Origin of the sequence: Streptomyces sp. ML-6, assembly GCF_030116705.1 — a bacterium.
In the GTDB taxonomy this organism is placed as follows: Bacteria; Actinomycetota; Actinomycetes; order Streptomycetales; family Streptomycetaceae; genus Streptomyces.
In genome coordinates this window covers 6,365,935-6,388,493 of the sequence record NZ_JAOTIK010000001.1, presented here as the reverse complement: position 1 = coordinate 6,388,493, position 22,559 = coordinate 6,365,935, and the positions used below count along the sequence as shown (strand labels likewise).

Genomic DNA, 22,559 nt, shown 5'->3' with positions numbered 1-22,559 from the left:
CCCCCGACCCGGCAGGTCCGCGCGGCCCCGCCCCGGGGACCGGCCGGTTTGCATGCATCGGCGCCCGTCGACGGAACGTTCCGTCGACGGGCGCCGCACATACACGGATACCCTTGACACGTGACCGACGCCCAAGAGACCGCAGCAGACACATCACTGCGAACCACCGGGGGCGCTCCCCCGGACGACGTCGCCCCGGCGCCGATCCCCTTGCTCGAACCTCGCGAGGGCATCCCCCCGGTGGTGGCATCCGACGACGCCCTCGCCCGGGTGATCTCCGCCTTCGCCGCCGGCTCCGGCCCGGTGGCCGTGGACGCCGAGCGCGCCTCCGGCTACCGCTACGGCCAGCGCGCCTACCTCGTGCAGCTGCGCCGGGACGGCGCGGGCAGCGCGCTGATCGACCCGGTCGGCTGCCCCGACCTGTCGGGGCTCGGGAGCGCCCTGAGCGGCAGCGAGTGGATTCTGCACGCCGCCACCCAGGACCTGCCCTGCCTGCGCGAGATAGGGATGACCCCCACCGGCCTCTTCGACACGGAGCTGGCCGGACGGCTCGCGGGCTTCCCGCGCGTCGGCCTCGGCGCCATGGTCGAGAACGTGCTCGGGTACTCCCTGGAGAAGGGCCACTCCGCCGTCGACTGGTCCACCCGCCCGCTGCCCGACCCCTGGCTGCGCTACGCGGCGCTCGACGTCGAGCTGCTGATCGACCTGCGCAACGCCCTGGAGGAGGAGCTCGACCGGCAGGGCAAGCTGGAGTGGGCCCGCGAGGAGTTCGACGCGATCGCCTCCGCGCCGCCCGCCCCGCCGCGCAAGGACCCCTGGCGCCGCACGTCCGGCATGCACAAGGTCCGCCGCCGCCGGCAGATGGCCGTGGTCCGGGAGCTGTGGACCACCCGCGACCAGGTCGCCCGGCGCCGCGACATCTCGCCGGGCAAGGTGCTGAGCGACGCCGCGATCGTCGAGGCGGCGCTCGCGCTCCCGCCGAACACGCAGGCCCTGACCGCGCTGCCCGGCTTCGGCCACCGCATGGGACGGCGTCAGCTGGAGCAGTGGCAGGCCGCCGTCGACCGCGCCAAGGCGCTGCCCGACTCCGAGCTCCCCCAGCCCGGCCAGGCCCTCGCCGGTCCGCCGCCGCCCCGCGCCTGGGCGGACAAGGACCCGGCCGCGGCGGCCCGGCTCTCGGCCGCGCGCGCCGCGGTGTCGGAGCTCGCCGCGCGGCTGAACATGCCGCAGGAGAACCTGATCACCCCCGACACGGTGCGCCGGGTCTGCTGGGAGCCGCCCCAGCACCCGACGCCGGACACGGTCGGGACCGCGCTCGCCGAGTACGGGGCGCGGCACTGGCAGATCGAGCAGGTGGCCCCGCTGTTGGTCCGCGCGCTGGCCGCCACGGCCTGACGAGCCGTCACCGGGGCCCCGCCGGACGCGTACCGGGGTCGTATTCGCGCCAGGTTCCACGGCGGCGCATCCGCCGTGCCACGAGCGCCGGACGGGCTGATTCCGCCCCGTTCGGCGCTTGTCGTCGTATCCGCGCCTCCTCCGCCTCCGCGACCCGTTCCGCGCGCACGGCCGTACGGGGTCGCGCGGCCACTGGCCGGAACGGGCCGGACGGGCGCCTTTCCCGCATGTGACCTTCACCGCTCCCGGTGTCAGGGGTGGGCAGTCTGGTTACCCGCAAGTAGCATGAGGGTGCGGCGCGCTCGGGCGCGCCCGCAGCAGTGCCATCCCGCACCCTGGAGGAGAGCCACCGTGCCTCGTACCATCCGGGACGTCGTCTTCGTCGACGGCGTCCGCACCCCGTTCGGCAAAGCGGGCCCGAAGGGCATCTACCACGAGACCCGCGCCGACGATCTCGTCGTGAAGGCCATCCGGGAGCTGCTGCGCCGCAACCCGGCCCTGGACCCCGCGAAGATCGACGAGGTCGCCATCGCCGCGACGACCCAGATCGGCGACCAGGGGCTGACGCTGGGCCGCACCGCCGGAATCCTGGCCGGTCTGCCGCAGTCCGTCCCCGGTTACTCCATCGACCGCATGTGCGCGGGCGCCCTGACCGCCGTCACCTCGACGGCCGGTTCCATCGCCTTCGGCGCGTACGACGCCGTCATCGCCGGTGGCGTCGAGCACATGGGCCGTCACCCGATGGGCGAGGGCGTGGACCCGAACCCGCGCTTCGTCTCGGAGAAGCTGGTCGACGAGTCCGCCCTGTTCATGGGCATGACCGCGGAGAACCTGCACGACCGGTACCCGCAGATCACCAAGGTCCGCGCCGACGAGTACGCGGTCCGCTCGCAGGAGAAGGCCGCCAAGGCGTACGCCGACGGCAAGATCCAGCAGGACCTGGTGCCGATCTCCGTGCGCCGCACCAACCCGGAGGGCGGCGAGACCGGCTGGGGCCTGGTCACCGCCGACGAGCCGATGCGGCCGGGCACGACCCTGGAGTCGCTGGCGGGTCTGAAGACCCCGTTCCGCGCGCACGGCCGGGTCACCGCCGGCAACGCCGCCGGTCTCAACGACGGCGCGACGGCCTCGATCATCGCCTCCGAGGACTTCGCCCGCGAGAACGGCCTCCCGGTCAGGATGCGCCTGGTCTCCTACGCCTTCGCGGGCGTGGAGCCGGAGGTCATGGGCTACGGTCCGATCCCGGCGACCGAGAAGGCCCTGGCCAAGGCCGGGCTGACGATCGGCGACATCGGCCTGTTCGAGATCAACGAGGCCTTCGCCGTCCAGGTACTGGCCTTCCTCGACCACTACGGCATCGCCGACGACGACGCCCGGGTCAACCAGTACGGCGGCGCCATCGCCTACGGCCACCCGCTGGCCTCCTCCGGCGTGCGTCTGATGACGCAGCTGGCCCGCCAGTTCGAGGAGCAGCCGCAGGTCCGCTACGGCCTCACCACCATGTGCGTCGGCTTCGGCATGGGCGCCACGGTCATCTGGGAGAACCCGCACCACAAGGACGCCGGAGGCAACAAGTGAGCACCACCACCGAGCTTCTGAAGGGTGCGGCCGAGCTGTTCCCCGACGAGGTCGTCACCCAGGCGCACGTACGCCACCTCGACCTCCCGGCCGGTGCGGGCCGCTTCGCCCTCATCACCCTGGACAACGGCCTGGACCACACCAAGCCGACCACCTTCGGACCGCAGTCGCTGGCGAATCTGAACGCCGCGATCGACCAGGTCGAGAAGGAGGCCGCCGAGGGGGCGATCACCGGCGTCGGCATCACCGGCAAGCCGTTCATCTTCGCGGTCGGCGCCGACCTCAAGGGCGTCGAGCTGCTGAAGAGCCACGACGACGCGCTGGCCATCGGCAAGGGCGGCCACGACGTCTTCCGCCGGCTGTCCGGCCTCGCGGTCCCGACGTTCGCGTACTACAACGGCGCGGCGATGGGCGGCGGCGTCGAGGTCGGTCTGCACTGCTCGTACCGCACCGTCTCCAAGGCGGTGCCCGCGTTCTCGCTGCCCGAGGTCTTCCTCGGTCTGGTCCCGGGCTGGGGCGGCTGCGCGCTGCTGCCCAACCTGATCGGTGCCGACCGCGCGGTCTCCGTCATCATCGAGAACTCGCTGAACCAGAACCGCCAGCTCAAGGGCGAGCAGGTCTTCGAGCTCGGCATCGCCGACGCGATCTTCGAGGGCGCCGACTTCCTGGAGCAGTCGCTGGTCTGGACGGCGAACGTGCTGAACGGCACGGTCGCGGTGGAGCGTCCCGAGGTCGACCGCGGGGAGGCCTGGGACCAGGCCGTCGCGCGCGGCCGGGCCGTCGCCGACTCCAAGGTGCACGGGGCGGCCCCGGCCGCGTACCGCGCGCTGGAGATCATCGCCGCGGCGAAGGACGGCGACCTGGGTGCCGGCTTCGACGCCGAGGACCAGGCCCTCGCGGACCTGATCATGGGTGGCGAGCTGCGCTCGGGCATCTACTCCTTCAACCTGGTCCAGAAGCGCGCCAAGCGCCCGGCCGGTGCCCCGGACAAGAACCTGGCCCGTCCGGTCACCAAGGTCGGTGTGGTGGGCGCCGGTCTGATGGCCTCGCAGCTGGCGCTGCTGTTCCTGCGCCGCCTGGAGGTGCCGGTCGTGCTGACCGACATCGACCAGGAGCGGGTCGACAAGGGTGTGGGCTACGTCCACGCCGAGATCGAGAAGCTGCTCGGCAAGGGCCGGATCAACCAGGACAAGGCCAACCGCCTCAAGGCCCTGGTCTCCGGTGTGCTGGACAAGGCCGAGGGCTTCTCCGACGCCGACTTCGTCATCGAGGCCGTCTTCGAGGAGATCGGCGTCAAGCAGCAGGTGTTCGCGGAGGTCGAGGCGGTCGCCCCGGCGCACGCGATCCTCGCCACCAACACCTCGTCCCTCTCGGTCACCGAGATGGCGTCGAAGCTGAAGCACCCCGAACGGGTCGTCGGCTTCCACTTCTTCAACCCGGTCGCGATCCTGCCGCTGCTGGAGATCGTCCGCGGCGAGCGGACCGACGACGCCTCGCTGGCCACGGCGTTCGGTGTGGCGCGGAAGCTGAAGAAGACCGCGGTGCTGGTGAAGGACGCCCCGGCGTTCGTCGTCAACCGCATCCTCACCCGCTTCATGGGCGAGATCCAGAACGTCATCGACGAGGGCACCCCGGTCGACGTCGCCGAGCGGGCCGTCGAGCCGCTCGGTCTGCCGATGTCGCCGCTGGTGCTGCTGGAGCTGGTCGGCCCGGCGATCGGTCTGCACGTCTCCGAGACCCTGAACCGCGCCTTCCCGGACCGGTTCACCGTCTCGGAGAACCTGGCCGCGGTCGTGAAGGCCGGCAAGCGCGGCTTCTATGTTTACGACTCCGGCAAGCCGGAGCTGGACCCGGAGGTCGCCGCGCTCCTGAAGCAGGGCGACGTCGTCCTGACCGAGGAGCAGGTCCGCGACCGGGTCCTGGACGCGGTGGCGCAGGAGATCGGTCTGATGCTGGACGAGGGCGTCGTCGCCGAGGCCCAGGACATCGACCTCTGCCTGATCACCGGCGCGGGCTGGCCCTTCCACCTGGGCGGCATCACGCCGTACCTGGACCGTGAGGGCGTCTCGGAGCGGGTGAACGGCAAGAGGTTCCTCGCGCAGGGCGTGGCGAGCGTTCCGGCGTAACGCCCCTTCGCCGACGCGACGGCGGGCCGTACGGAGACCACTCCGTACGGCCCGTTCCGCGTTCCGGGGGCGGCGGCGCCCGGTCCTCACGGACGGCCGGGGACGGGTCCGTTCCGCGTTCCGGGGCGGTGCGGCGGGGCGGGTGCCCCGCCGTGCCGTCACCAGGCGGGCAGTGCCGGGTAGTGTTCGCAGCCCGGGCCGCAGGGCACCCGTGCGGACATCGACGTGTGCAGCCAGCTGTCCTCGGGAACCCCGTGCACCTTCAGCTCCAGCCGGGTCGGGGGCGAGTGGATGGCGCTGAACACCGCGACGAACTCCACCGTGCAGGTGCCCGGCCGCCAGTCGTGGGGGTGGGTGACCCGCCAGCTCCCGTCGTCCTGGACCGGGGCCTCGGCGATCAGCCGGCCCTGCTCCAGCACCATGACCTTCCGGACGCCGCGCCCGGCGGTGCCCGAGAACCGGGGGCGGGGGCCGCTCCACGCCCCCTTGCGCGGCCCGATCACCTCGGGCGCCTCCAGCCGGTCGAGTACCTCGAACTCCGTCTCCGTCGCCGTGGACACCGTGTTGCCCGCGAGGGCGACCGCGGTCACCTTGTGCCGGCCCCCGGGCCACTGCACGGCGCGCCGCCACTGCCACGTCCCGTCCTCGGCGGTGCGGGTCCCGCCGAGGTACTCCCCCTCCTCGAAGAAGATCACGTAATCGGCGCCCGCCGGCGCCGTTCCCGTCAGTTTGCGTCCGGCGCCGACCGGTTCGGCGAAGGCGGGCGACGTCACGGTCGGGGCGACGGCCACCTCGGGCGGCGTGGTCAGCGCGAGCTGCGGCTGCTGCACGGTGAACTCGGTCTGCACCGGCGGCGCCTGTCCCGGCACCAGCCGCTGGACGTCCACCAGCCCGGGCGGCAGTCCCGGTACGCCGGCCAGGCCGCTCGCCACCAGCCGCGCCGCTTCCCGGGCCCCGGCGTGGTTGAAGTGGGAGGCGTCGACGATGCCCTGCGGGTGCGCCGGGTGCTCGCCCGGATCCAGCCACCGGAAGAGGCCGCGGGCGCGCATGGGGCCCAGCTCGGCGAGGAGCCGGGTGGTGGAGGCGTTCATGTCGACGACCGGGCAGCCGAGTTCCGCGGCGGCCTCCAGGGTCAGCCGCGGGTATTCGTCATGGGTGTTCACCGGGTTTCCCGAGGTGTCGAAGACGCAGCGGGCCGCCGGGGTCACGAGGACCGGCACGGCGCCCTCGGCCCGGAGCGCCTCGACGTACAGCCGCAGGTACTCCTTGTACTCCCGCGGGCCGTGGTACCGGTTGAGCTGGTTGATGCGCTGCTCGACGTGGCCGAAGGCGATGAGCACGAGGTCGCCGGGACCGACGAGGGTGAGCAGCGCCGCGAACCGCCCCGTGTAGTAGTCCCGCAGCGTCATGGCGTCGCGCGCGTAGTTGCGCACGTCGCAGTCGGGCCCCAGGAACTCCTCCAGGTACTGGCCCCAGCCCGCGAGCGGCGCCTCCGCCTCGGTGCGGGAGGCGGCCACCGAGTTGCCGATGACGCAGATCTTTCGCATGTCTTCTTCTCGTCTCCGTTGTCGCGTGGCCCCGGCTCGGGGGTCAGCACGCCTGCCAGGGGCCGAGGGCGGCGCCCGGCCGGGCTTCTTCCTGCCGTGCCCAGTGCAGCCGGCCGTCCGTGCCGAGGGCGGCGACGACCGCCCGGCCGCGGGCGTCGGCGGCGATGGCCGGGGCCCCGGCCATCTGGATCTCGTGGCGTGCCCAGTCGGGCCGCGCCGCGTCGTGGCCGTCCGCGGACAGCACGGTCACCGCGGGCCTGCTCCGCTCGTCCCTGCGGGCGAGGACCAGGAGGTCGTGGTCGGGTGCGAGCAGCCGGAGCGCGGCGACCGCCCCGGTGCCGCCGTCGTCGCTGAGCCGTTCCACCCGCTGTTCCCACGTTCCGTTGGGGCGCTGCCGGTGGCACATCACCGCCCCGGAGTCCTCCTCCCGGTAGAACAGCGCCATGCGGTTGCGGCCCACCTGCACGGGGGTGAGGCCGGAGGCCGGCCGCCAGCTCTCCGGGACGCCGGTGACCAGCTGGTCCTCCAGCTTGAACGGCCCGTACACGGCTTCCTGCCGCCACCGCACCCCGCCGGTGCGGTTCGTGGCGTACATGTCGATGCGGCCCGTGGAGCGCAGCACGGTGGTCAGGGAGTCCTGCATCCAGCGCCCGCCGAGCGCCTCCCAGGCGGTGAACCCCTCCGGCGTCTCGCGCCGCGTGCTGACGCCCACCGAGAAGTTCCGCACGAAGACGTGGAGGTGGCCGGCCGGGTCCACCACCGCCGCGGGCACCCCGACCTCGCGGCAGCGCCGCCAGTCGCGGGTGGCCTCGTCGGGGTTGCCGAGGGACTCCCAGGGCAGCACGGAGCCGGTGTGCGCCTGGCGCCACATGCGCACCACTTCGACGTCGGCCCGGCCCTCGGCGCCCTGGAGACGGCGCAGCCCGACCAGGTGGACGCCGCCGGTGCGGTCGGGGGCGACGTCGAGGTACGGCAGGAGGTCGCCGCCGGGCAGCAGGAGCGGTCCCTCGAAGCGTCCGGCGCCGGCTTCGGTCTCCGTCCACACCGCGGCCTGGTCGCCGAGGACCGCGTAGGCGGCGAGCCGGCCGTCGGCCTGCCGGTGCAGCCACCGGGTGCCCTGCGGGTAGCGGCTGCGGGTGCTCCAGCCGTAGCGGCGGATGTCGGCGCCGTCGCCGAGCTGGAGGTCGCCGCAGTGGCGGTGGGCGCAGGCGTGGCCGTCGGCCCCCGCGTACACGTCGACCAGGGACTTCTTCAGCGCGTGGGAGCGTTCGCTCAGATTGCTCGGCCAGCTCTTGTTGCCGTAGCCGGTGAAGTGCTCGACCAGCGGCGGGCGGCCTCCGGCGCGCAGGTGGCGGCGGAGCGCCTCGCGGGCGAACTGGGCGGTGGCGGTGTGGTCGGCGTGGTCGCTGGAGGTGATGCCGCGTGCCTCGTCGTACGACTCGTGCAGCGGATCGGGGTCCATGGTCCACAGCGCCGTGGGCTGCGCGTAGGAGAGCAGTTGCACGAGGGCGGTGATGACGTCCTCGCGGCCCAGGGCCTGCGGCCGGTGCAGCTCGGACCCGGCGGCCAGCAGGGTGGGCTGGCGGGCGGCGCGGCCGTCCCACAGGCTGGTCAGCCGGGCCTGCGGCTGATCCGCGGGGAAGCCGTGCGCGGCGTCCGCCATCCGCAGGCCCAGGAAGAAGAGCTGCACGTGCGGTGCCTGTTCCAGGTAGAACCGCTCCGCGGCCACGCCGGGGACGAGTTCGACCGGCTCCCGGGTCCAGGGGGCCTCCCGGTCGCCGAGGACCATGGTGGCGTAGGCGGCGCACAGGCCGTTCTGGCGTGCCTCCATGTATCCGGCGAAGTCGACCGGGGCCTGGTCCCGCAGCGGGTCGCGGGTGTCCACGTTGCGCCCGTCGGCCTCACCGGCGGTGAGGTAGACGCTGGTGACGCGGTGGCCCGCGGTCAGCAGCCGGTACAGGTCGGGGTTGACGAAGTAGAGGTCGTCGTCGGCGTGGGCGAACACCTGGAACAGCGAGGTGGTGTTCGCCCCGGCGGGCTGGGTCATGGGCGGTGGATGCTCCGATCGGGCACGGCGGGCGAACGGCGGACGGCGCGGGAGGTGCTCACAGCGGCCACTGCGGCAGTTGTCCGGCGTGGAAGCGCTGGTTGCGCGGGGAACCCGCCTCGAACTGGCTGGCCACCGGGAAGTACGAGGGCAGGAAGGCCGCCAGGACGGCGTCCTGCTCGTCCTCGGTGACATCGCCGTCGTGGTAGTCGTTCAGGCAGAAGACGTCGTGCGGGCGGTTGAGCTGGAGGCGGGAGAGCCGCTGCTTGTGCTCGCTCAGTCCCACGTTGACGAAACCGCAGTTGATGCTGCCCGGGGCCGAGCGCTGGGTGTGGAAGCCGAAGTAGTGGTGCAGCGACGAGGCGATCGCGAGGTCGGAGTGGCTGCGGAAGCGGCTGGCGGCGGTCGCCGCGACCGCGTCCGGGTAGTGGCGTTCGATGTCCGCGAGGACGCTGCGCCGCAGCGGGTGCGGTGCGTGCAGGAACGAGTGGGCGAGAACCTGTCCGAAGGTGTCGGCTATCAGGGCGCGGTTGTTCTTGGCCGCGCTGACGTTGAACTCGTCGCCGGTGGTGGCCGGTCCCATGGGCACGGTCGTCGGGGACATGAAGTGCTTGGCGACGCCGTTGCTGTGGAAGAACATGCCCGGCTGGAGCACCCGGCCGATGAACACGTCGTCGTTGAAGTACAGGAAGTGCTCGGACAGCCCGTCTATCCGGTGCAGCTGGCTCTCGATGGCGTGCGAGTTGTACGTCGGCAGCACCGACGGGTCGGCGAAGATCTCCCGGTGGTCGACCACCCTGACCCGGGGGTGGCTCAGATCGAGCCATTCCGGCACCTGTTGGTCGGTGACCAGGTAGATGGTGCGGATCCACGGGGTGTACATGTCGATGGAGCGCAGCGAGTAGCGCAGCTCGTCCCGGTTGCGGAAGCGGGCGGCGCTGCTCGCGGAGTCCTCGGTCTGCATGCCGAGGGCGTGCATCACCGCGTTCTTCCGCTCCAGCCAGGAGATGTCACCGCCGTTGACCCAGGTGTACACGGCGTCGACGGGGAAGCCGATGTCCCCGTGGACGGGGTGGGCGTACGGCTCGATGGTGGGGTAGGCGCGTCCGCCGAGCACGGTCTCGTGCATCTGCATGGTCCGGGTGGGGACCCGGTCGCCCACCACGGTGCGGACCGGGGAGACCATCATGTACGGGTCCTCCGCGTCCTCCTCCCAGAAGTTGATGGTGCAGCCGTAGACGCCGGCGAGGCGGAGGGTGCGGGCGGGTGTGACGGCGTTCTGGTAGACGCGCACGGCCGGGCAGGCGGTCCGGGCGTACTTCTCGGCGAAGGCGGCGAGGACGGTGGCGGTGGGGCTCTGGCGTTCGTTGAGCAGCGCCACGTAGACCGCGCTGCCGCCGTGCGCGGCGGTGAGCGCCTTGAGCACGGCCTCCCGGTTGGAGGTGTGGACGGCGACCGCGTGCCGGACGTTGGTGTCCCGGGTGACGAAGTACGGGATCTGTGCGTGCTCCAGGGCCGTGGCGACCAGGGCCAGGTTGTTCTGGACCACGTCCCAGGGGGATTCGCTCCCCAGCCGGCGGCACAGTTGTCCGCCGTCGCGCACGAGACCGCGGTCGGAGCGGAGCAGCCGTTCCTCCAGGGCCCGCTGTTCCTTGGTGTCGACGGAGGTGGCGGGGGCGGGGGCGGCCGGGCGGAGGATTCCCTCCTGGCCGCTCATCAGGGAGTGCAGGGCCTGCCGCTCCGCCTTGCGAGCCTCGCGCTGCCCCGACGCCCGCTCGTTTGCCAGCTCGGCGAAGACGTTCTCCCACATCGCGGTCACCACGGGCGGGGCGAGCCGGGAGACCGACTCGGCGGCCGCGCGGCCCATGTCGTGGCGCAGGGGGGCGTCCTCGATGAGCCGGATGAGTGCCCGGGCCGCGGCGTCGGTGTCGTTCGCCGGGACGAGGATGCCGGTCCGCCCGTCCAGGATGACCTCGCGCGGGCCGTTGGGGCAGTCGTAGGAGACCACGGGCACGCCGGCGGCCTGGGCCTCGGTCAGTACCAGGGGGAAGGCCTCGTTGCGGGAGGTCATGAGGGCGATGCTGGCCTTGGCCCATTCCTCGGCCAGGTGGGGGGAGTTGCCGTTGAGCTGGACGCTGTCGTGCAGGCCGAGCACGTCGATCTGCCGCCGCAGGGCGCCGGAGAGCGGTCCGTCGCCGAAGACGCGCAGGGTCCACGTGGGGTGTCGGCGGACCACGGTGTCCCAGATCGTGATGGCGTGGTCGATCTGCTTCTCGCCGACCAGGCGGCCGGCGATGACGACGGTGCGGGTCTCCAGGGTGGAGCGGGGCCGGAATCCGCGCGGCAGGGCGTTGGGGACGACGTCGATGCGCGGTGCGCTGTGGCCGAGGGTCTCGGCGAACCAGTCGCGCGTGCGGTTGCTGAGCACGGCGAGCGCGTCCAGGCGGGAGGCGTAGCGCAGCAGCGGTTCGGCGCTGGGGCCGCGCAGTTCGGAGACGCGGTGCTCCTGGTGGAGCGTCATCACGTGCGGGGGCGCCAGCTGGACCGCCAGGGCCATGAGCGCCGGTGTGGTGGTGATCAGCAGGTCCGTGTCGGTGTGCTGGAGGGCGTACTCCAGTTCCAGGTCGGTCAGCCGGTTGAACGCCGCTTCCCAGGAAGGGTCCACCAGGGCGCTCGGCCGGTCGGCCACCTGGGCCCATGCCTCGGCGGCCAGGCCGGTGCGGCGGATCGGGACGGGGGCGGGGCCGGTCCGGTCGATCAGGTAGTCGACGCGGATGCGCTCGTCGATCGGGAAGAACAGCTGCGGCTGGGTCTTGAGGATGCTCAGCACGCGGACGTCGTGGTTGCCCACGAGTTCGGCGGCCTGGTTGAACACCGCTCGTTCGGTGCCTCCGACGGCGTCCGCGGTGAGCAGGAGAAAGGTGATCTTCATGGTGTGCGGTTACGCGGCTTCCGTCATCGGGCTGCACTGGATGCGGAAGTTACCCGCGGGCGTGTAGCGGGGCAGTACGAGCATGGGGGATCCGCCGACCGGTGTCACGGTGGTCTGCCGGACGGCGAAGACCCGGCCGGGGTTGCGGACGTCGTGCAGGCGCCGTCCCAGGCGCATGTCGCGCAGGTTGTCCGAGCACAGGACCAGGTCCCACTGCTCGGCGCGGTCGCGGCGCGGCGCCATGAGGTGCAGGGGTGCGGACACCTGCCACAGCCCCTCGTCCAGCCGGGCGGCCTCGGCCTTCAGGCGGCGTCCGGAGGCGACGAACTCGACCCGGGGGGCCTCGGGCTCCTCGCCCCCGACCACGCGGAAGGCGACCTCGGCCTGGCTGTGGGTCACGTGCACCCGTACGACCTCCACCGAGGGCTGGGACGGGCTGAACGTCACCCGGGCGTTTCCGGTGACGCTGCGGCCCAGCCGGTAGCGGGCCCCGGTCGCCGCGGACGCCTCCATGGGCCGCGTGGGGCCGCCGTACGGCACGGGGAGGTCCACGAGGAGCAGGGGCAGCGTGCGGCGGCGCAGTCCCCGGGACAGGCGCAGCCGGATCTTCCAGCGGCCGGGGGTCAGGGGCAGGCCGTTCACGTCCTGCCCGAGGAGGATCGCGGCGTCCATCGCGACGCTTCCGTCGTGGTCGGTGTAGACCCTGGCGGCCGTGGCGAGCCGGCGGCCCCGGCGCCTCAGCTCGATCCGGGCGTCCTCGTCCGGCCGGACCCAGTGCGGCATCCGGGCGTGCAGGTTGACGGTCTGCCCGTCGAGCACGGCGGCGTAGCGGAGTACGGCCGCCCGGCCCTTGCGCCGGGGCAGGAAGAACCGGCGCAGCAGGACGGATCGGACGCGGGTGGTCTGACGGCGCGTCCTGCGGCGCAGGGCGCGCAGAGGTCGTCGGCGTTTCATCGGGGGGCTCCGTCGGCGGGACCGTGGTGGGTGGGAACCGCGTCCAGGCCCAGGGGCAGGACGCGGCGATCGTTGAGCCGGGTGGGGCCGGTGATCCCGTCGGGCAGCTCGTACCGGCTGGGGACGGGGAAGTAGCTCTCCAGGAACGACCGGACCATGCGGTCCTGCGCCTCGGGGTCGGGGTGCACGACCGTGTCGTTGAGGCAGAACGTGTCGAAGTCGCGGCGGGCGAGCAGCGAGTTCAGGCGGTGCTGGGCCTGTTCGGCGGCGAGGTCCACGTAGACGTAGCGCAGGTTGCCGACGGTCGCGCGGCCGGTGTGGAAGCCGTAGTAGTGGTGCAGGGACGAGGTGATCGGTACGTCGTCGGGTGAGCGGAAGCGCGAGTGCTGGGTGCGGTGGTGCTCCTCGTCGTACACCGACTCGATGTCGGCGAGGACGCTGCGGCGCAGGGCGTGCGGGGTGTGCTTCATCTTCTGCGCGATCCGGGTGCCGAAGGAGCGCTCGATCAGGGCCCTGCTGTTCTTGCCCGCGGCGTTCACCGGCAGGTCGTCCCGGAGCGAGGAGCCGGTCGGCACGAGCGCCTTGGACTGGAAGAACTTGCTCAGCCCGTTGGCGTGGAAGAAGTGTCCGGGGGTGAGCGGGCGGCCGAGGAACACGTCGTCGTTGAGGTACAGGAAGTGCTCGGACAGCCCGTCTATCCGGTGCAGCTGGCTCTCGATGGCGTGCGAGTTGAAGGTCGGCAGGGCCGTGGGGTCGGAGAAGATCTCGTGGTGGTCGACGACCTGCAGGCCCGGTACGTCGGTGTCGAGCCAGGCGGGCACCTGGCCGGCGGTGACCAGGTAGATGTTGCGCACCCAGGGCGCGTACTGGTGCAGGGAGCGCAGCGAGTAGCGCAGTTCGTCGCGGCTGGTGAACCGGGCGTCGTTGGCGGCCTGGGCGTGCAGGGCCGGGGCGGGCGAGCCGGGGCGCCCGGAGCGGGCGGCGTCCCGTTCCGCGGCCCATACCGGATCCGAGTCGTCGACCCAGGTGTAGACGACGTCGATGGGGAAGAGGTGGTCGTCCGGCAGGGGCTGGGTGAACTCCGGCAGGGTGCGGGTGACGCCGGTGGCGTAGGCGCCGGGCACCAGGGCGAACAGGGCCTGCGGGGCGGTCGGCCGGGGGGTGTCGGCGGGGACCAGGTCGACCACGCGGTTGGGGCGGGGGGCCTCGTACTGGCCGTCCCGTTCCGTCCAGAACTCCAGGTCGCATCCCTGGTCGGCGCCGAAGACGAGGCTCTGCGTGGGGTCGGTGACGTACCAGGCGACCCGGAGGGCGTCGTGCTTGCGCAGCTGGCGCCAGGACCTGCCGTCCTCGCCCGGTCGCATGTCCGACTCCGCGGCGGTGGCCGTGCCGATGTAGCCGGGGGTCTGTTCGAAGGCGATCTGGAGCATCTCCTCCGCCGCTTCGCGCAGCGCGGCGGGCACCGCGACCGTGGGTACGTCCTTCGTGGTGCCGCGGACGCAGAAGTACTCGATGCCCCCGGCCTCCAGTGCGGAGACGAGGATGTGCAGGTTGCGGGCGCGGGCCGCCCACGCCGTGGCGCCGTCCACGAGCAGGGCGCGCATGTGCCGGCCCTTGACCCGGACCACCCGGTGCGTGGCGGCGGCGCTGTGCCGGGGCACCTTGCGGCGGCCGCCCATCGCCCAGACGACGGTCGCCGACCGCACGGCCTCGACGGAGGTGAGCGAGGACTTGACGGCGGAACGCAGCGGCAGCGGCACCTTGCGGACGATGCCCCGTCGCGCACCCGCGGGCACCACGGACCGGTAGGCCGAGACCAGCGATCCCGCCTCCGGATTGTCGGAACCGACCACGAGGCATCCACCACCCACGCCACTGCGGTCCAGCGCCTATCCCGTCCGGACACCACTTCGTGCCCGGACATCGAGCGGTATGAGACCGAAACCTGTCATTCGCCATGCGGACCGCCCCGCCGGGGGTCCGCCCTGCTCACCGACGAGCAAGTCACAGAACTTTCACATAAAGAACCGATCAACGTCCAACCAAAAAGGTGGACATATACGACATATGGTCGTGAGGAATCCCACCAAACACTCGTACAACCTTTTACAACTTCACGGGAAGGTCACATGGAATCGAGGTGACGCACCGGTAACGCACAGGTGGCGCACCGGTGTTGCCGCACGCCGGTGCCGCCCGCGCCCCGGAAGCCGTCCGGGGCGCCTCCTCATCGGGTCACAGCCGGTTCCAGTGCGGCGAGAGCGTGAGCCCGGGCCCCGTCTCCTGGCGGACGACGGACACGCCCCCGTCCCGCCCGCAGACCGCGACGACGACGCGGCCGTGCCCGTCGAGGGCGAGGGCGGGGTCGCCGACGCACTGCTCGGCGGTGTCCGACCACCAGACGCCGTGCTGCTCCCCCTCGGTGCCGCAGACCCCGATCAGCAGGGTGCCGCCCGCCCCGCGCTGCGCGAGGACCGTGCAGTCGTAGCCGTCCAGCGGGGCGCGCAGCGCCACGACGGCACCGTCCCCCGGCTCCCCGCCCACCGGCACCGGCCAGGCGCCCGCCCGATGGGCGACGACCCCCGCCGTGTTCGCGTCGACCCAGTAGTGGGTGAGGCGGTCCGGCGCCGTCTCCAGCGCCGTGACGGTTCCCGCCGTCGCGTGGAACTGGAGGGGCGGCAGGCTCCGCAACGGGCCGTCCGGACGCTCCTGGCCCCACTGCTGCACCCCGCGGTCACTGGGCGCGAAGACCTCCACGAGCCCGCCCGACGTCGCCGACGCCACGAGTTCGGCGGCGAGCCCGGCCCCTTCGAGATCCCGCCAGGCCTCCCACCTGCCCCCCTTGCCCTCGCGGCGGAGCTGCAGTCCGTGGCCCGCGTTGCGCACGAAGACGAAGACGGTCCCCTGCGCGTCGACGGCCCCGGCCGGCGCACCGATCCTCCGGCCCGTTTCCGGGTCGCGGTAGAAGTTGCCGAGGGAGCGCCACGCGGTGAGGGGACGACCGGTCTGGTACTGGACGGCGTGCACGATGTCCACGCGCGGCCCGTCGGCACCAGGGCGCTCGCGCCGCCCGAGGAAGTGCACGTACGCGTCGGCCCCCTGCACGACGGTCAGGTCCGTCAGGTTCGCGACCGGCATGAACTCCGGCCCGTCCCACCGGTCCCCGCCCGCACCGCGCTGCGTCCAGCGCAGCAGACCGCCGTCCGTGCGGGTGTAGAGCGTGAGCCTGCCGTCCTTGCCGAGCGTCATCCAGCGACCGCGCGGCGTCCCGGAGACCCGGTGGCGCCCGGACGGCGGGGCGGAGGCGCGGGCGCTGCTCGCGGAGTCCGGTCCTCTTCTCCGCATGACCCGCAACACCCTCTCCGTTTCACCGGTTCTTCATCCCGCCCACACGGGGCCGACACATCATATGCTCGGCACCCATCCGCCCTGCGGACCGGCCGCACCCGGTTCAGCGACGCGCTCCGGGATTCCTCAGACACCATCCCTCCCACGCCGAGACGACCATCGCGCGGGCGTCGTGCCGGGCGGACCAGCCCAGCTCGGAGCGGATCCGGTCCGCCGAGGCGACGACCCTGGCCGGGTCGCCCGCCCGGCGCGGGGCGCTCACCGGCTCGGCGGCGGCCCCGTACCCCGTCACGTCGCCGATCAGCCCGATCATCTCGCGCACCGAGACGCCCTCGCCGCGGCCGATGTTGAGAGTCAGGTCCGTGCCCGGGCCGCGGTCGAGCAGCGCGCGGGCCGCGGCGAGGTGCGCCGAGGCGATGTCGTCGACGTGGATGAAGTCACGGACGCAGGTGCCGTCGTCGGTGTCGTAGTCGTCGCCGAAGACCACCGGGGCCTCCCCCCGCGTCAGCCGCTCGAAGACCATGGGCACCAGGTTGGACACACCGGTGTCGGCGAGGTCCGGGGCGGCGGCGCCGGCAACGTTGAAGTACCGCAGCGAGGCGGTGGCGATGCCGTGCGCCCTCCCGGCGGCGCGCACCATCCACTCGCCGGCCAGCTTCGTCTCGCCGTAGGGGTTGATCGGGGCGCACGGGGTGTTCTCCGTCACCAGCCGCACGTCCGGCATGCCGTAGACGGCCGCCGAGGACGAGAAGAGGAACGCCCGCACCTCTCCCCCGGCCGCCGCCTCCAGCAGCGTCTGCAGGCCCTGCACGTTCTCCCGGTAGTAGTGCAGCGGGCGCTCGACGGACTCCCCCACCTGCTTCTTCGCCGCGAGGTGGACCACCCCGCGCACCGACAGCTCGGCCAGGGTGCGCCGCAGCAGCTCCGCGTCGAGCGTCGATCCCCGGACGAACGGCACGTCCCGGGGCACGCGCGCGGGGTCACCGGTGGAGAGGTCGTCGTACACCGCGACCCGCTCGCCGGCCGCCCGCATGGCGCGGACGACGTGCGCCCCGATGAAACCCGCTCCGCCCGTGATCAACCAAGTCATGGGCGAATAGTAGTTCGAGGTGCACACATCACGATTCCGGGGACCAAAACACCTATTCGCACGATCCTCTGTTCTATAGTGCACGGTCAGTCATGCACGCACGGACCGGCCACACCCCCCACCCGAGTCCCACGCACTTCACCGTCCGCTCCGGGCACTGAGATTTGAGGACTCGACCACGATGAGCCACGACGCCACGCCCCCGGGCCGCTCGGCCCCCCAGGACGGCGGCCGGAAGCGCAGGGGCGCCCCCCGCAAACGCCGCCGCGGCCTGCGGATCGCGCTCGTCTCGGTGCTCGTCCTGCTGCTCGCCGCCGGCGGCACCCTGTACTGGCTGTACAGCCGTCTGGACGGGAACATCAAGGGCGTCGACATCGACAAGGCCCTCGGCGAGGACCGCCCCGAGAAGCTGCCCACCAGCGGCCAGAACCTGCTGGTCCTGGGCTCCGACTCACGGGCCGGCGCGGAGAACAAAGAGCTGGGCGGGGGCGGCGACGTCGGCGGCGCCCGCTCGGACACCGCGCTGGTGGTGCACATACCCGAGGGCCGGGCGAAGGCCGTCGCGGTCTCCATACCGCGCGACACCCTGGTCACCCGGCCCGAGTGCACCAAAACCGACGGCACGTCGGTGCCCTCGGCGGACCGTGTGATGTTCAACTCCGTCTACTCGCAGGTCGGACCGGCCTGCGTGGTCAAGACCGTCGAGAAGATGTCCGGGGTCCGCATGGACCACTACCTCGAGATCAACTTCGCCGGGTTCAAGGACCTGGTGGACGCCATCGGCGGCGTCACGATCGACGTCCCGAAGGACATCCACGACAAGTCCTCCGGCCTCGACCTCACGGCGGGCCGGCACAAGCTCGACGGTACCCAGTCCCTGGCGTACGTCCGCACCCGGCACGGCATCGGCGACGGCAGCGACCTCGGCCGGATCGGGCTCCAGCAGCAGTTCCTGCTCGCGCTGCTGAGCGAGGTGAAGTCGCAGGACCTGCTGGGCAGCCCGGCCAAGTCGTACAAGATCGCCAGTTCGGCCACCCGCTCGCTGACCACCGACTCGGGGCTCGCCTCGCTGAAGTCCCTCGCCGAGTTCGCCCGGTCGATGAACGGCGTGGACCCGGACACCATGGAGACGATCATGCTTCCGGTGGCGTACGACAAACAGGACCCCAACCGGGTGGTGGCGGCCCGGCCGCAGGCCGACCAGCTCTGGAAGGCCGTCCGGGAGGACGGCGCGATCCCCGAGTCCGCCAAGAAGTCCCCCGCGACCGGCGGCTGACGCGACGCGGGGCGCGGCCCCGTGACACCCTTTCGGCATGCCGAGCGAACGGACCCTGGTGATCGTGGACGCGGCCAACGTGGTCGGCTCCGTGCCCGACGGGTGGTGGCGGGACCGTCGCGCCGCCACCGAGCGGCTCCGGGACGCCCTGGTCCCGCTGGCCTCGGCGGGGCTGCCGGGACACCCCGGCCCCGTCGAGCTGGTGCTGGTCGTCGAGGGCCGGGCCCGCGGCGTCGCGTCGGTGCCCGGCGTCCTGGTGGACCCGGCGCCGGCCGGCGGCGACGACCGGATCGCCGAACTCGCCGGGGCGGCGGCGGACCGGGTCTGCGTGGTGGTCACCGCCGACCGGGAGCTGAGGCGGCGGGTCGAGGAACACGGGGCCCGGTGCGTGGGGCCGCGCACGGTACGGCCGGCCCCGCCCGCCGGTACGCCCTGACGACACGTCACCTCTCGGCGGTCGGCCGGGCGTTGAGGCGGCTGCGCCCGCGCCCGTACGCGAAGTAGATGATCACGCCGAGGGCCATCCAGACCGCGAACCGCAGCCAGGTCTCCGCCGGCAGATTGAGCATCAGCCACACCGAGGCGGCCACCGAGAGCAGCGGGACCAGCGGCACCCACGGGGTGCGGAAGGCGCGGTGCAGATCGGGGCGGGTGCGGCGCAGCACCAGGACGCCCAGCGCGACGACGACGAACGCGAAGAGCGTGCCGATGTTCACCAGGGTCGCCAGCTCGTTGATGCTGGTGAAACCGGCGACGATCGCGATGACCACACCGAGCAGGACGGTCGGGCGGTACGGGGTGCCGAACTTGGGGTGCGTCTTGGAGAAGAACCGCGGAAGCAGCCCGTCGCGGCTCATCGCGAAGAACACCCGGGTCTGCCCCAGCAGCAGGATCAGACAGACCGTGGTGAGACCGATCGCGGCGCCGAAGCTGATGAGTCCGGCGTAGACGGGATGGCCGACGGACTTGAAGGCGTCGGCCAGCGGCGCCTCGACCGACAGTTCGCTGTAGTGCTCCATGCCGGTGACCACCAGGGACACGGCGACGTAGAGCACGGTGCAGATGAAGAGCGAGGCGAGGATGCCGCGCGGCATGTCCCGCTGCGGGAGCTTCGTCTCCTCGGCCGCGGTGGCCACCACGTCGAATCCGATGAAGGCGAAGAAGACGATGGAGGCGGCGGTGAAGATGCCCATGACGCCGAAGTTGGTGGGGGCGTAACCGAACATCAGCTGGACCAGCGGCGCGGTCAGCCCGGTGCCCGATTCCTGCGGCTCCGCCTCCGGGATGAAGGGCGAGTAGTTGGCGGCCTTCACGAAGAACAGCCCCGCGACGATCACGATCAGGACCACCGCGAGCTTGATGGCGACCACCACGCTCGTGACCCGGGCCGAGAGCTTCATCCCGAGCACCAGCACCACGGTCAGGACGAGCACCAGCGCGAAGGCCAGGATGTCGAAGCCGAAACCTTCCGCCACGTCCGGTCCCGAGAGCACTTCGGGCATGTGCCAGCCGAAGTTGTCCATCAGCGAGCGCACATAGCCGGACCAGCCGACCGCCACCACCGCCGTGCCCAGCGCGAACTCCAGCACCAGGTCCCAGCCGATGATCCAGGCGACCAGCTCGCCGAGGGAGGCGTAGGCGAACGTGTACGCGGACCCGGCGACCGGCACGGTGGAGGCGAACTCGGCGTAGCAGAGCGCCGCCAGGGCGCAGACGATGCCCGCGGCCACGAAGGCGAGGGCGGTGGCGGGGCCGGCCGTCTCCTTGGCCACCTTGCCGGTGAGCACGAAGATGCCGGTGCCGATGATGACCCCCACGCCGAAAACCGTGAGGTCCAGGGCGGAGAGGGACTTCCTGAGCGCGTGCTCCGGCTCCTCGGTGTCGCGGATGGACTGCTCGACCGTCTTGGTCCGGAACAGTCCGTCGCTGCTGGGTGGTGTGTCCTGCTGGGCCGTCACCGGCGTACCTCCACGCACTCGTCGTGTACGCCATGTTCAGGACCGCCCCGGCCCCGAAGGGTTCCACGGGGTTCCACCGCAGGTGATTTCACGCGAATGGGCCGGGCCGACCACTCGTGCGGAGTGGCCCGCCCGGCCCATTCGCCGTAGGGCCTCTCGTCCGGATCGGGCCGGATCCGAACGAGAGGCCCAGGTGGTGCGAACTGCCGGCCGCGGGGTGTCAGTCGCGGACGGGCTCGATCACGGAGCGGGGGTCGGCGTCCCCGAAGCGGCCGTCCAGCCTGGCGACCAGGCCGGTGACCTGGCGGGCGATGTCCGGCGCGGTCAGCCCGATCTCGGCCAGGACCTCCTTGCGGGAGGCGTGGTCGAGGAAGCGCGGCGGGATGCCGAAGTCGCGCAGCGGTACGTCGACCCCGGCGTCGCGCAGCGCCTGGGAGACGGCCGAGCCGACACCGCCGGCCCTGCTGTTGTCCTCGACGGTGACGACGACCCGGTGCCGCTCGGCGAGCGGGGCCATCGCCTCGTCGACCGGCTTGACCCAGCGCGGGTCGACCACGGTCGTCGAAATGCCCTGGGCCTCCAGCAGGTCCGCGATCTCCAGGCACATCGGGGCCAGCGCGCCGACCGAGACCAGCAGGACGTCCGGCCGGTCGGTGCCGGGCTCGCGCAGCACGTCCATGCCGCCGGCCTTCCCGACGGCCTTGACCGCCGGGCCGACCGCGCCCTTGGAGAAGCGGACCACGGTCGGGGCGTCGTCGACCTCGACGGCCTCGCGCAGCTGGGCGCGGACCTGGTCGGCGTCGCGCGGGGCGGCGATCCGCAGCGTGGGCACGCACTGCAGGATCGACATGTCCCACATGCCGTTGTGCGAGGCGCCGTCCGTGCCGGTGATCCCGGCCCGGTCCAGGACGAAGGTCACACCGCACTTGTGCAGTGCGACGTCCATCAGGACCTGGTCGAAGGCACGGTTGAGGAAGGTGGCGTACACCGCGAAGACCGGGTGCAGTCCGCCGGTGGCGAGCCCGGCCGCGGAGACCGCGCCGTGCTGCTCGGCGATGCCGACGTCGTAGATCCGGTCCGGGAACTCCTTCTCGAACCCGGCCAGGCCGACCGGCTGGAGCATGGCCGCGGTGATCGCGACGATGTCCTCGCGCTCCTTGCCGAGCTTGACCATCTCCTCGCCGAAGACCGAGGTCCAGTCCAGGCCGGAGGTGGCGATGGGCAGCCCGGTGTCCGGGTGGATCTTGCCGACGGCGTGGAAGCGGTCCGCCTCGTCCTGGAGGGCCGGGGTGTAGCCGCGGCCCTTCTCCGTGATGCAGTGCACGATGACGGGGCCGCCGAAGCGCTTGGCGCGCTGGAGCGCCGACTCCAGGGCCTCGATGTCGTGGCCGTCGATCGGTCCGACGTACTTCAGGCCGAGGTCCTCGAACATGCCCTGCGGGGCGATGAAGTCCTTCAGCCCCTTCTTGGCGCCGTGCAGCGTCTCGTACAGCGGCCGGCCGACGACGGGGGTGCGCTCCAGGATGTCCTTGCCGCGGGCCAGGAAGCGCTCGTAGCCGTCGGTGGTGCGCAGCGTGGCGAGGTGGTTGGCGAGACCGCCGATGGTCGGCGCGTAGGAGCGCTCGTTGTCGTTGACGACGATGACGAGCGGGCGGTCCTTGGCGGCGGCGATGTTGTTCAGCGCTTCCCAGGCCATGCCGCCGGTGAGAGCTCCGTCACCGATGACCGCGACGACGTGGTCGTCCTTGCCCAGCACCTCGTTGGCCTTGGCGAGGCCGTCGGCCCAGCCGAGCACCGTGGAGGCGTGCGAATTCTCGATGACGTCGTGCTCGGACTCCGCGCGGGAGGGGTAGCCGGAGAGGCCGCCCTTGCTCTTGAGCTTCGAGAAGTCCTGCCGGCCGGTGAGCAGCTTGTGCACGTAGCTCTGGTGGCCGGTGTCGAACAGCACCTTGTCCTTCGGCGAGTCGAAGACCCGGTGCAGGGCGATGGTCAGCTCGACCACGCCCAGGTTGGGGCCGAGGTGGCCACCGGTCTTCGACACGGCCTCGACGAGGAAGGTCCGGATCTCCCCGGCGAGCCGGTCCAGCTGCTCGGGTGTGAGCCGGTCCAGGTCACGCGGTCCACCGATGCGGGTCAGCAGGGCCACCCGTGCCTCCTTGCGTTTTGAGCTGGTCGAGCATGCCGATCCGACGAGTCTAATGTTCCGGTCGCGCGCGGGGTCATCGGGCGGTGTGTTCGGGACGTATTCCGTACACGTGGTCGCGCCCCGTGCACATGACCGTGTCCTGTCGGTCACATCCCGCACCGC

At 72.1% G+C, this 22,559-nt stretch carries 14 protein-coding genes; 5 read left to right on the top strand and 9 right to left on the bottom strand.

Translation table 11 applies throughout. The features are described 5' to 3' along the window. Positions 1-120: 120 nt before the first annotated feature. The 3 genes from OCT49_RS28165 to OCT49_RS28155 all read left to right on the top strand — a co-directional run bounded on the left by OCT49_RS28165 (position 121) and on the right by OCT49_RS28155 (position 5,099). The gene (locus OCT49_RS28165; RefSeq protein WP_283854596.1) at positions 121-1,395 is read left to right on the top strand and encodes an HRDC domain-containing protein; all 1,275 of its coding nucleotides are present in this window, start codon (positions 121-123) and stop codon (positions 1,393-1,395) included. Positions 1,396-1,746: 351 nt separating this feature from the next. After that, positions 1,747-2,973 carry a thiolase family protein gene (locus OCT49_RS28160; protein WP_283854595.1) on the top strand — a complete coding sequence of 409 codons (1,227 nt, stop codon included), beginning with the start codon at positions 1,747-1,749 and terminating at the stop codon, positions 2,971-2,973. Further along, a complete protein-coding gene (locus OCT49_RS28155; RefSeq protein WP_283854594.1) occupies positions 2,970-5,099 on the top strand; it encodes a 3-hydroxyacyl-CoA dehydrogenase NAD-binding domain-containing protein in 2,130 nt (709 codons plus the stop codon). The genes OCT49_RS28160 and OCT49_RS28155 overlap by 4 nt, the downstream gene beginning before the upstream one ends. 158 nt (positions 5,100-5,257) lie before the next feature. Here OCT49_RS28155 and OCT49_RS28150 read toward each other — a convergent pair whose 3' ends face one another. The 7 genes from OCT49_RS28150 to galE form a co-directional block, all read right to left on the bottom strand. Then, on the bottom strand, positions 5,258-6,646 hold the full coding sequence (locus OCT49_RS28150; protein WP_283854593.1) for a GDSL-type esterase/lipase family protein: 1,389 nt from the start codon (positions 6,644-6,646) through the stop codon (positions 5,258-5,260). A gap of 43 nt (positions 6,647-6,689) precedes the next feature. After that, entirely contained in the window at positions 6,690-8,693 is a 2,004-nt protein-coding gene (locus OCT49_RS28145; protein ID WP_283854592.1) for a PIG-L family deacetylase, read from the bottom strand. Between the two features lie 58 nt (positions 8,694-8,751). Then, a complete protein-coding gene (locus OCT49_RS28140) occupies positions 8,752-11,625 on the bottom strand; it encodes a stealth family protein (RefSeq protein WP_283854591.1) in 2,874 nt (957 codons plus the stop codon). Positions 11,626-11,634: 9 nt separating this feature from the next. Continuing rightward, a complete protein-coding gene (locus OCT49_RS28135; RefSeq protein ID WP_283854590.1) occupies positions 11,635-12,579 on the bottom strand; it encodes a hypothetical protein in 945 nt (314 codons plus the stop codon). Further along, the gene (locus OCT49_RS28130) at positions 12,576-14,432 is read right to left on the bottom strand and encodes a stealth family protein (protein WP_283854589.1); all 1,857 of its coding nucleotides are present in this window, start codon (positions 14,430-14,432) and stop codon (positions 12,576-12,578) included. The genes OCT49_RS28135 and OCT49_RS28130 overlap by 4 nt, the downstream gene beginning before the upstream one ends. A 382-nt stretch (positions 14,433-14,814) precedes the next feature. Next, on the bottom strand, positions 14,815-15,924 hold the full coding sequence (locus OCT49_RS28125; RefSeq protein ID WP_283854588.1) for a PLL family lectin: 1,110 nt from the start codon (positions 15,922-15,924) through the stop codon (positions 14,815-14,817). A gap of 106 nt (positions 15,925-16,030) precedes the next feature. Next, on the bottom strand, positions 16,031-17,017 hold the full coding sequence (galE, locus tag OCT49_RS28120) for a UDP-glucose 4-epimerase GalE (RefSeq protein ID WP_283854587.1): 987 nt from the start codon (positions 17,015-17,017) through the stop codon (positions 16,031-16,033). A 181-nt stretch (positions 17,018-17,198) separates the two neighbouring features. Between galE and OCT49_RS28115 the strand changes: the two genes are divergently transcribed. Then, positions 17,199-18,293, top strand: coding sequence for an LCP family protein (locus tag OCT49_RS28115; protein WP_283854586.1), 1,095 nt, complete (start codon positions 17,199-17,201; stop codon positions 18,291-18,293). Positions 18,294-18,330: 37 nt separating this feature from the next. Then, the gene (locus tag OCT49_RS28110; RefSeq protein ID WP_283854585.1) at positions 18,331-18,729 is read left to right on the top strand and encodes a PIN domain-containing protein; all 399 of its coding nucleotides are present in this window, start codon (positions 18,331-18,333) and stop codon (positions 18,727-18,729) included. A 7-nt stretch (positions 18,730-18,736) separates the two neighbouring features. On the opposite strand, the gene OCT49_RS28105 is transcribed toward OCT49_RS28110, so the two are convergent. Further along, positions 18,737-20,251: an amino acid permease gene (locus OCT49_RS28105; protein WP_283854584.1), complete on the bottom strand. Its 1,515-nt coding sequence runs from the start codon at positions 20,249-20,251 to the stop codon at positions 18,737-18,739. A gap of 220 nt (positions 20,252-20,471) precedes the next feature. Next, complete coding sequence (dxs, locus tag OCT49_RS28100) at positions 20,472-22,397, bottom strand: 1-deoxy-D-xylulose-5-phosphate synthase (RefSeq protein WP_283854583.1); 1,926 nt, start codon at positions 22,395-22,397, stop codon at positions 20,472-20,474. Positions 22,398-22,559: the final 162 nt, after the last annotated feature.

Bases quoted from the DNA above. Each gene is read 5' to 3' on its own strand.
- OCT49_RS28150 (WP_283854593.1), bottom strand. From the start codon at position 6,646: ATGCGAAAGATCTGCGTCATCGGCAACTCGGTGGCCGCCTCCCGCACC.
- OCT49_RS28145 (WP_283854592.1), bottom strand. From the start codon at position 8,693: ATGACCCAGCCCGCCGGGGCGAACACCACCTCGCTGTTCCAGGTGTTC.
- OCT49_RS28140 (WP_283854591.1), bottom strand. From the start codon at position 11,625: ATGAAGATCACCTTTCTCCTGCTCACCGCGGACGCCGTCGGAGGCACC.
- OCT49_RS28135 (WP_283854590.1), bottom strand. From the start codon at position 12,579: ATGAAACGCCGACGACCTCTGCGCGCCCTGCGCCGCAGGACGCGCCGT.
- OCT49_RS28125 (WP_283854588.1), bottom strand. From the start codon at position 15,924: ATGCGGAGAAGAGGACCGGACTCCGCGAGCAGCGCCCGCGCCTCCGCC.
- galE (WP_283854587.1), bottom strand. From the start codon at position 17,017: ATGACTTGGTTGATCACGGGCGGAGCGGGTTTCATCGGGGCGCACGTC.
- OCT49_RS28115 (WP_283854586.1), top strand. From the start codon at position 17,199: ATGAGCCACGACGCCACGCCCCCGGGCCGCTCGGCCCCCCAGGACGGC.
- OCT49_RS28110 (WP_283854585.1), top strand. From the start codon at position 18,331: ATGCCGAGCGAACGGACCCTGGTGATCGTGGACGCGGCCAACGTGGTC.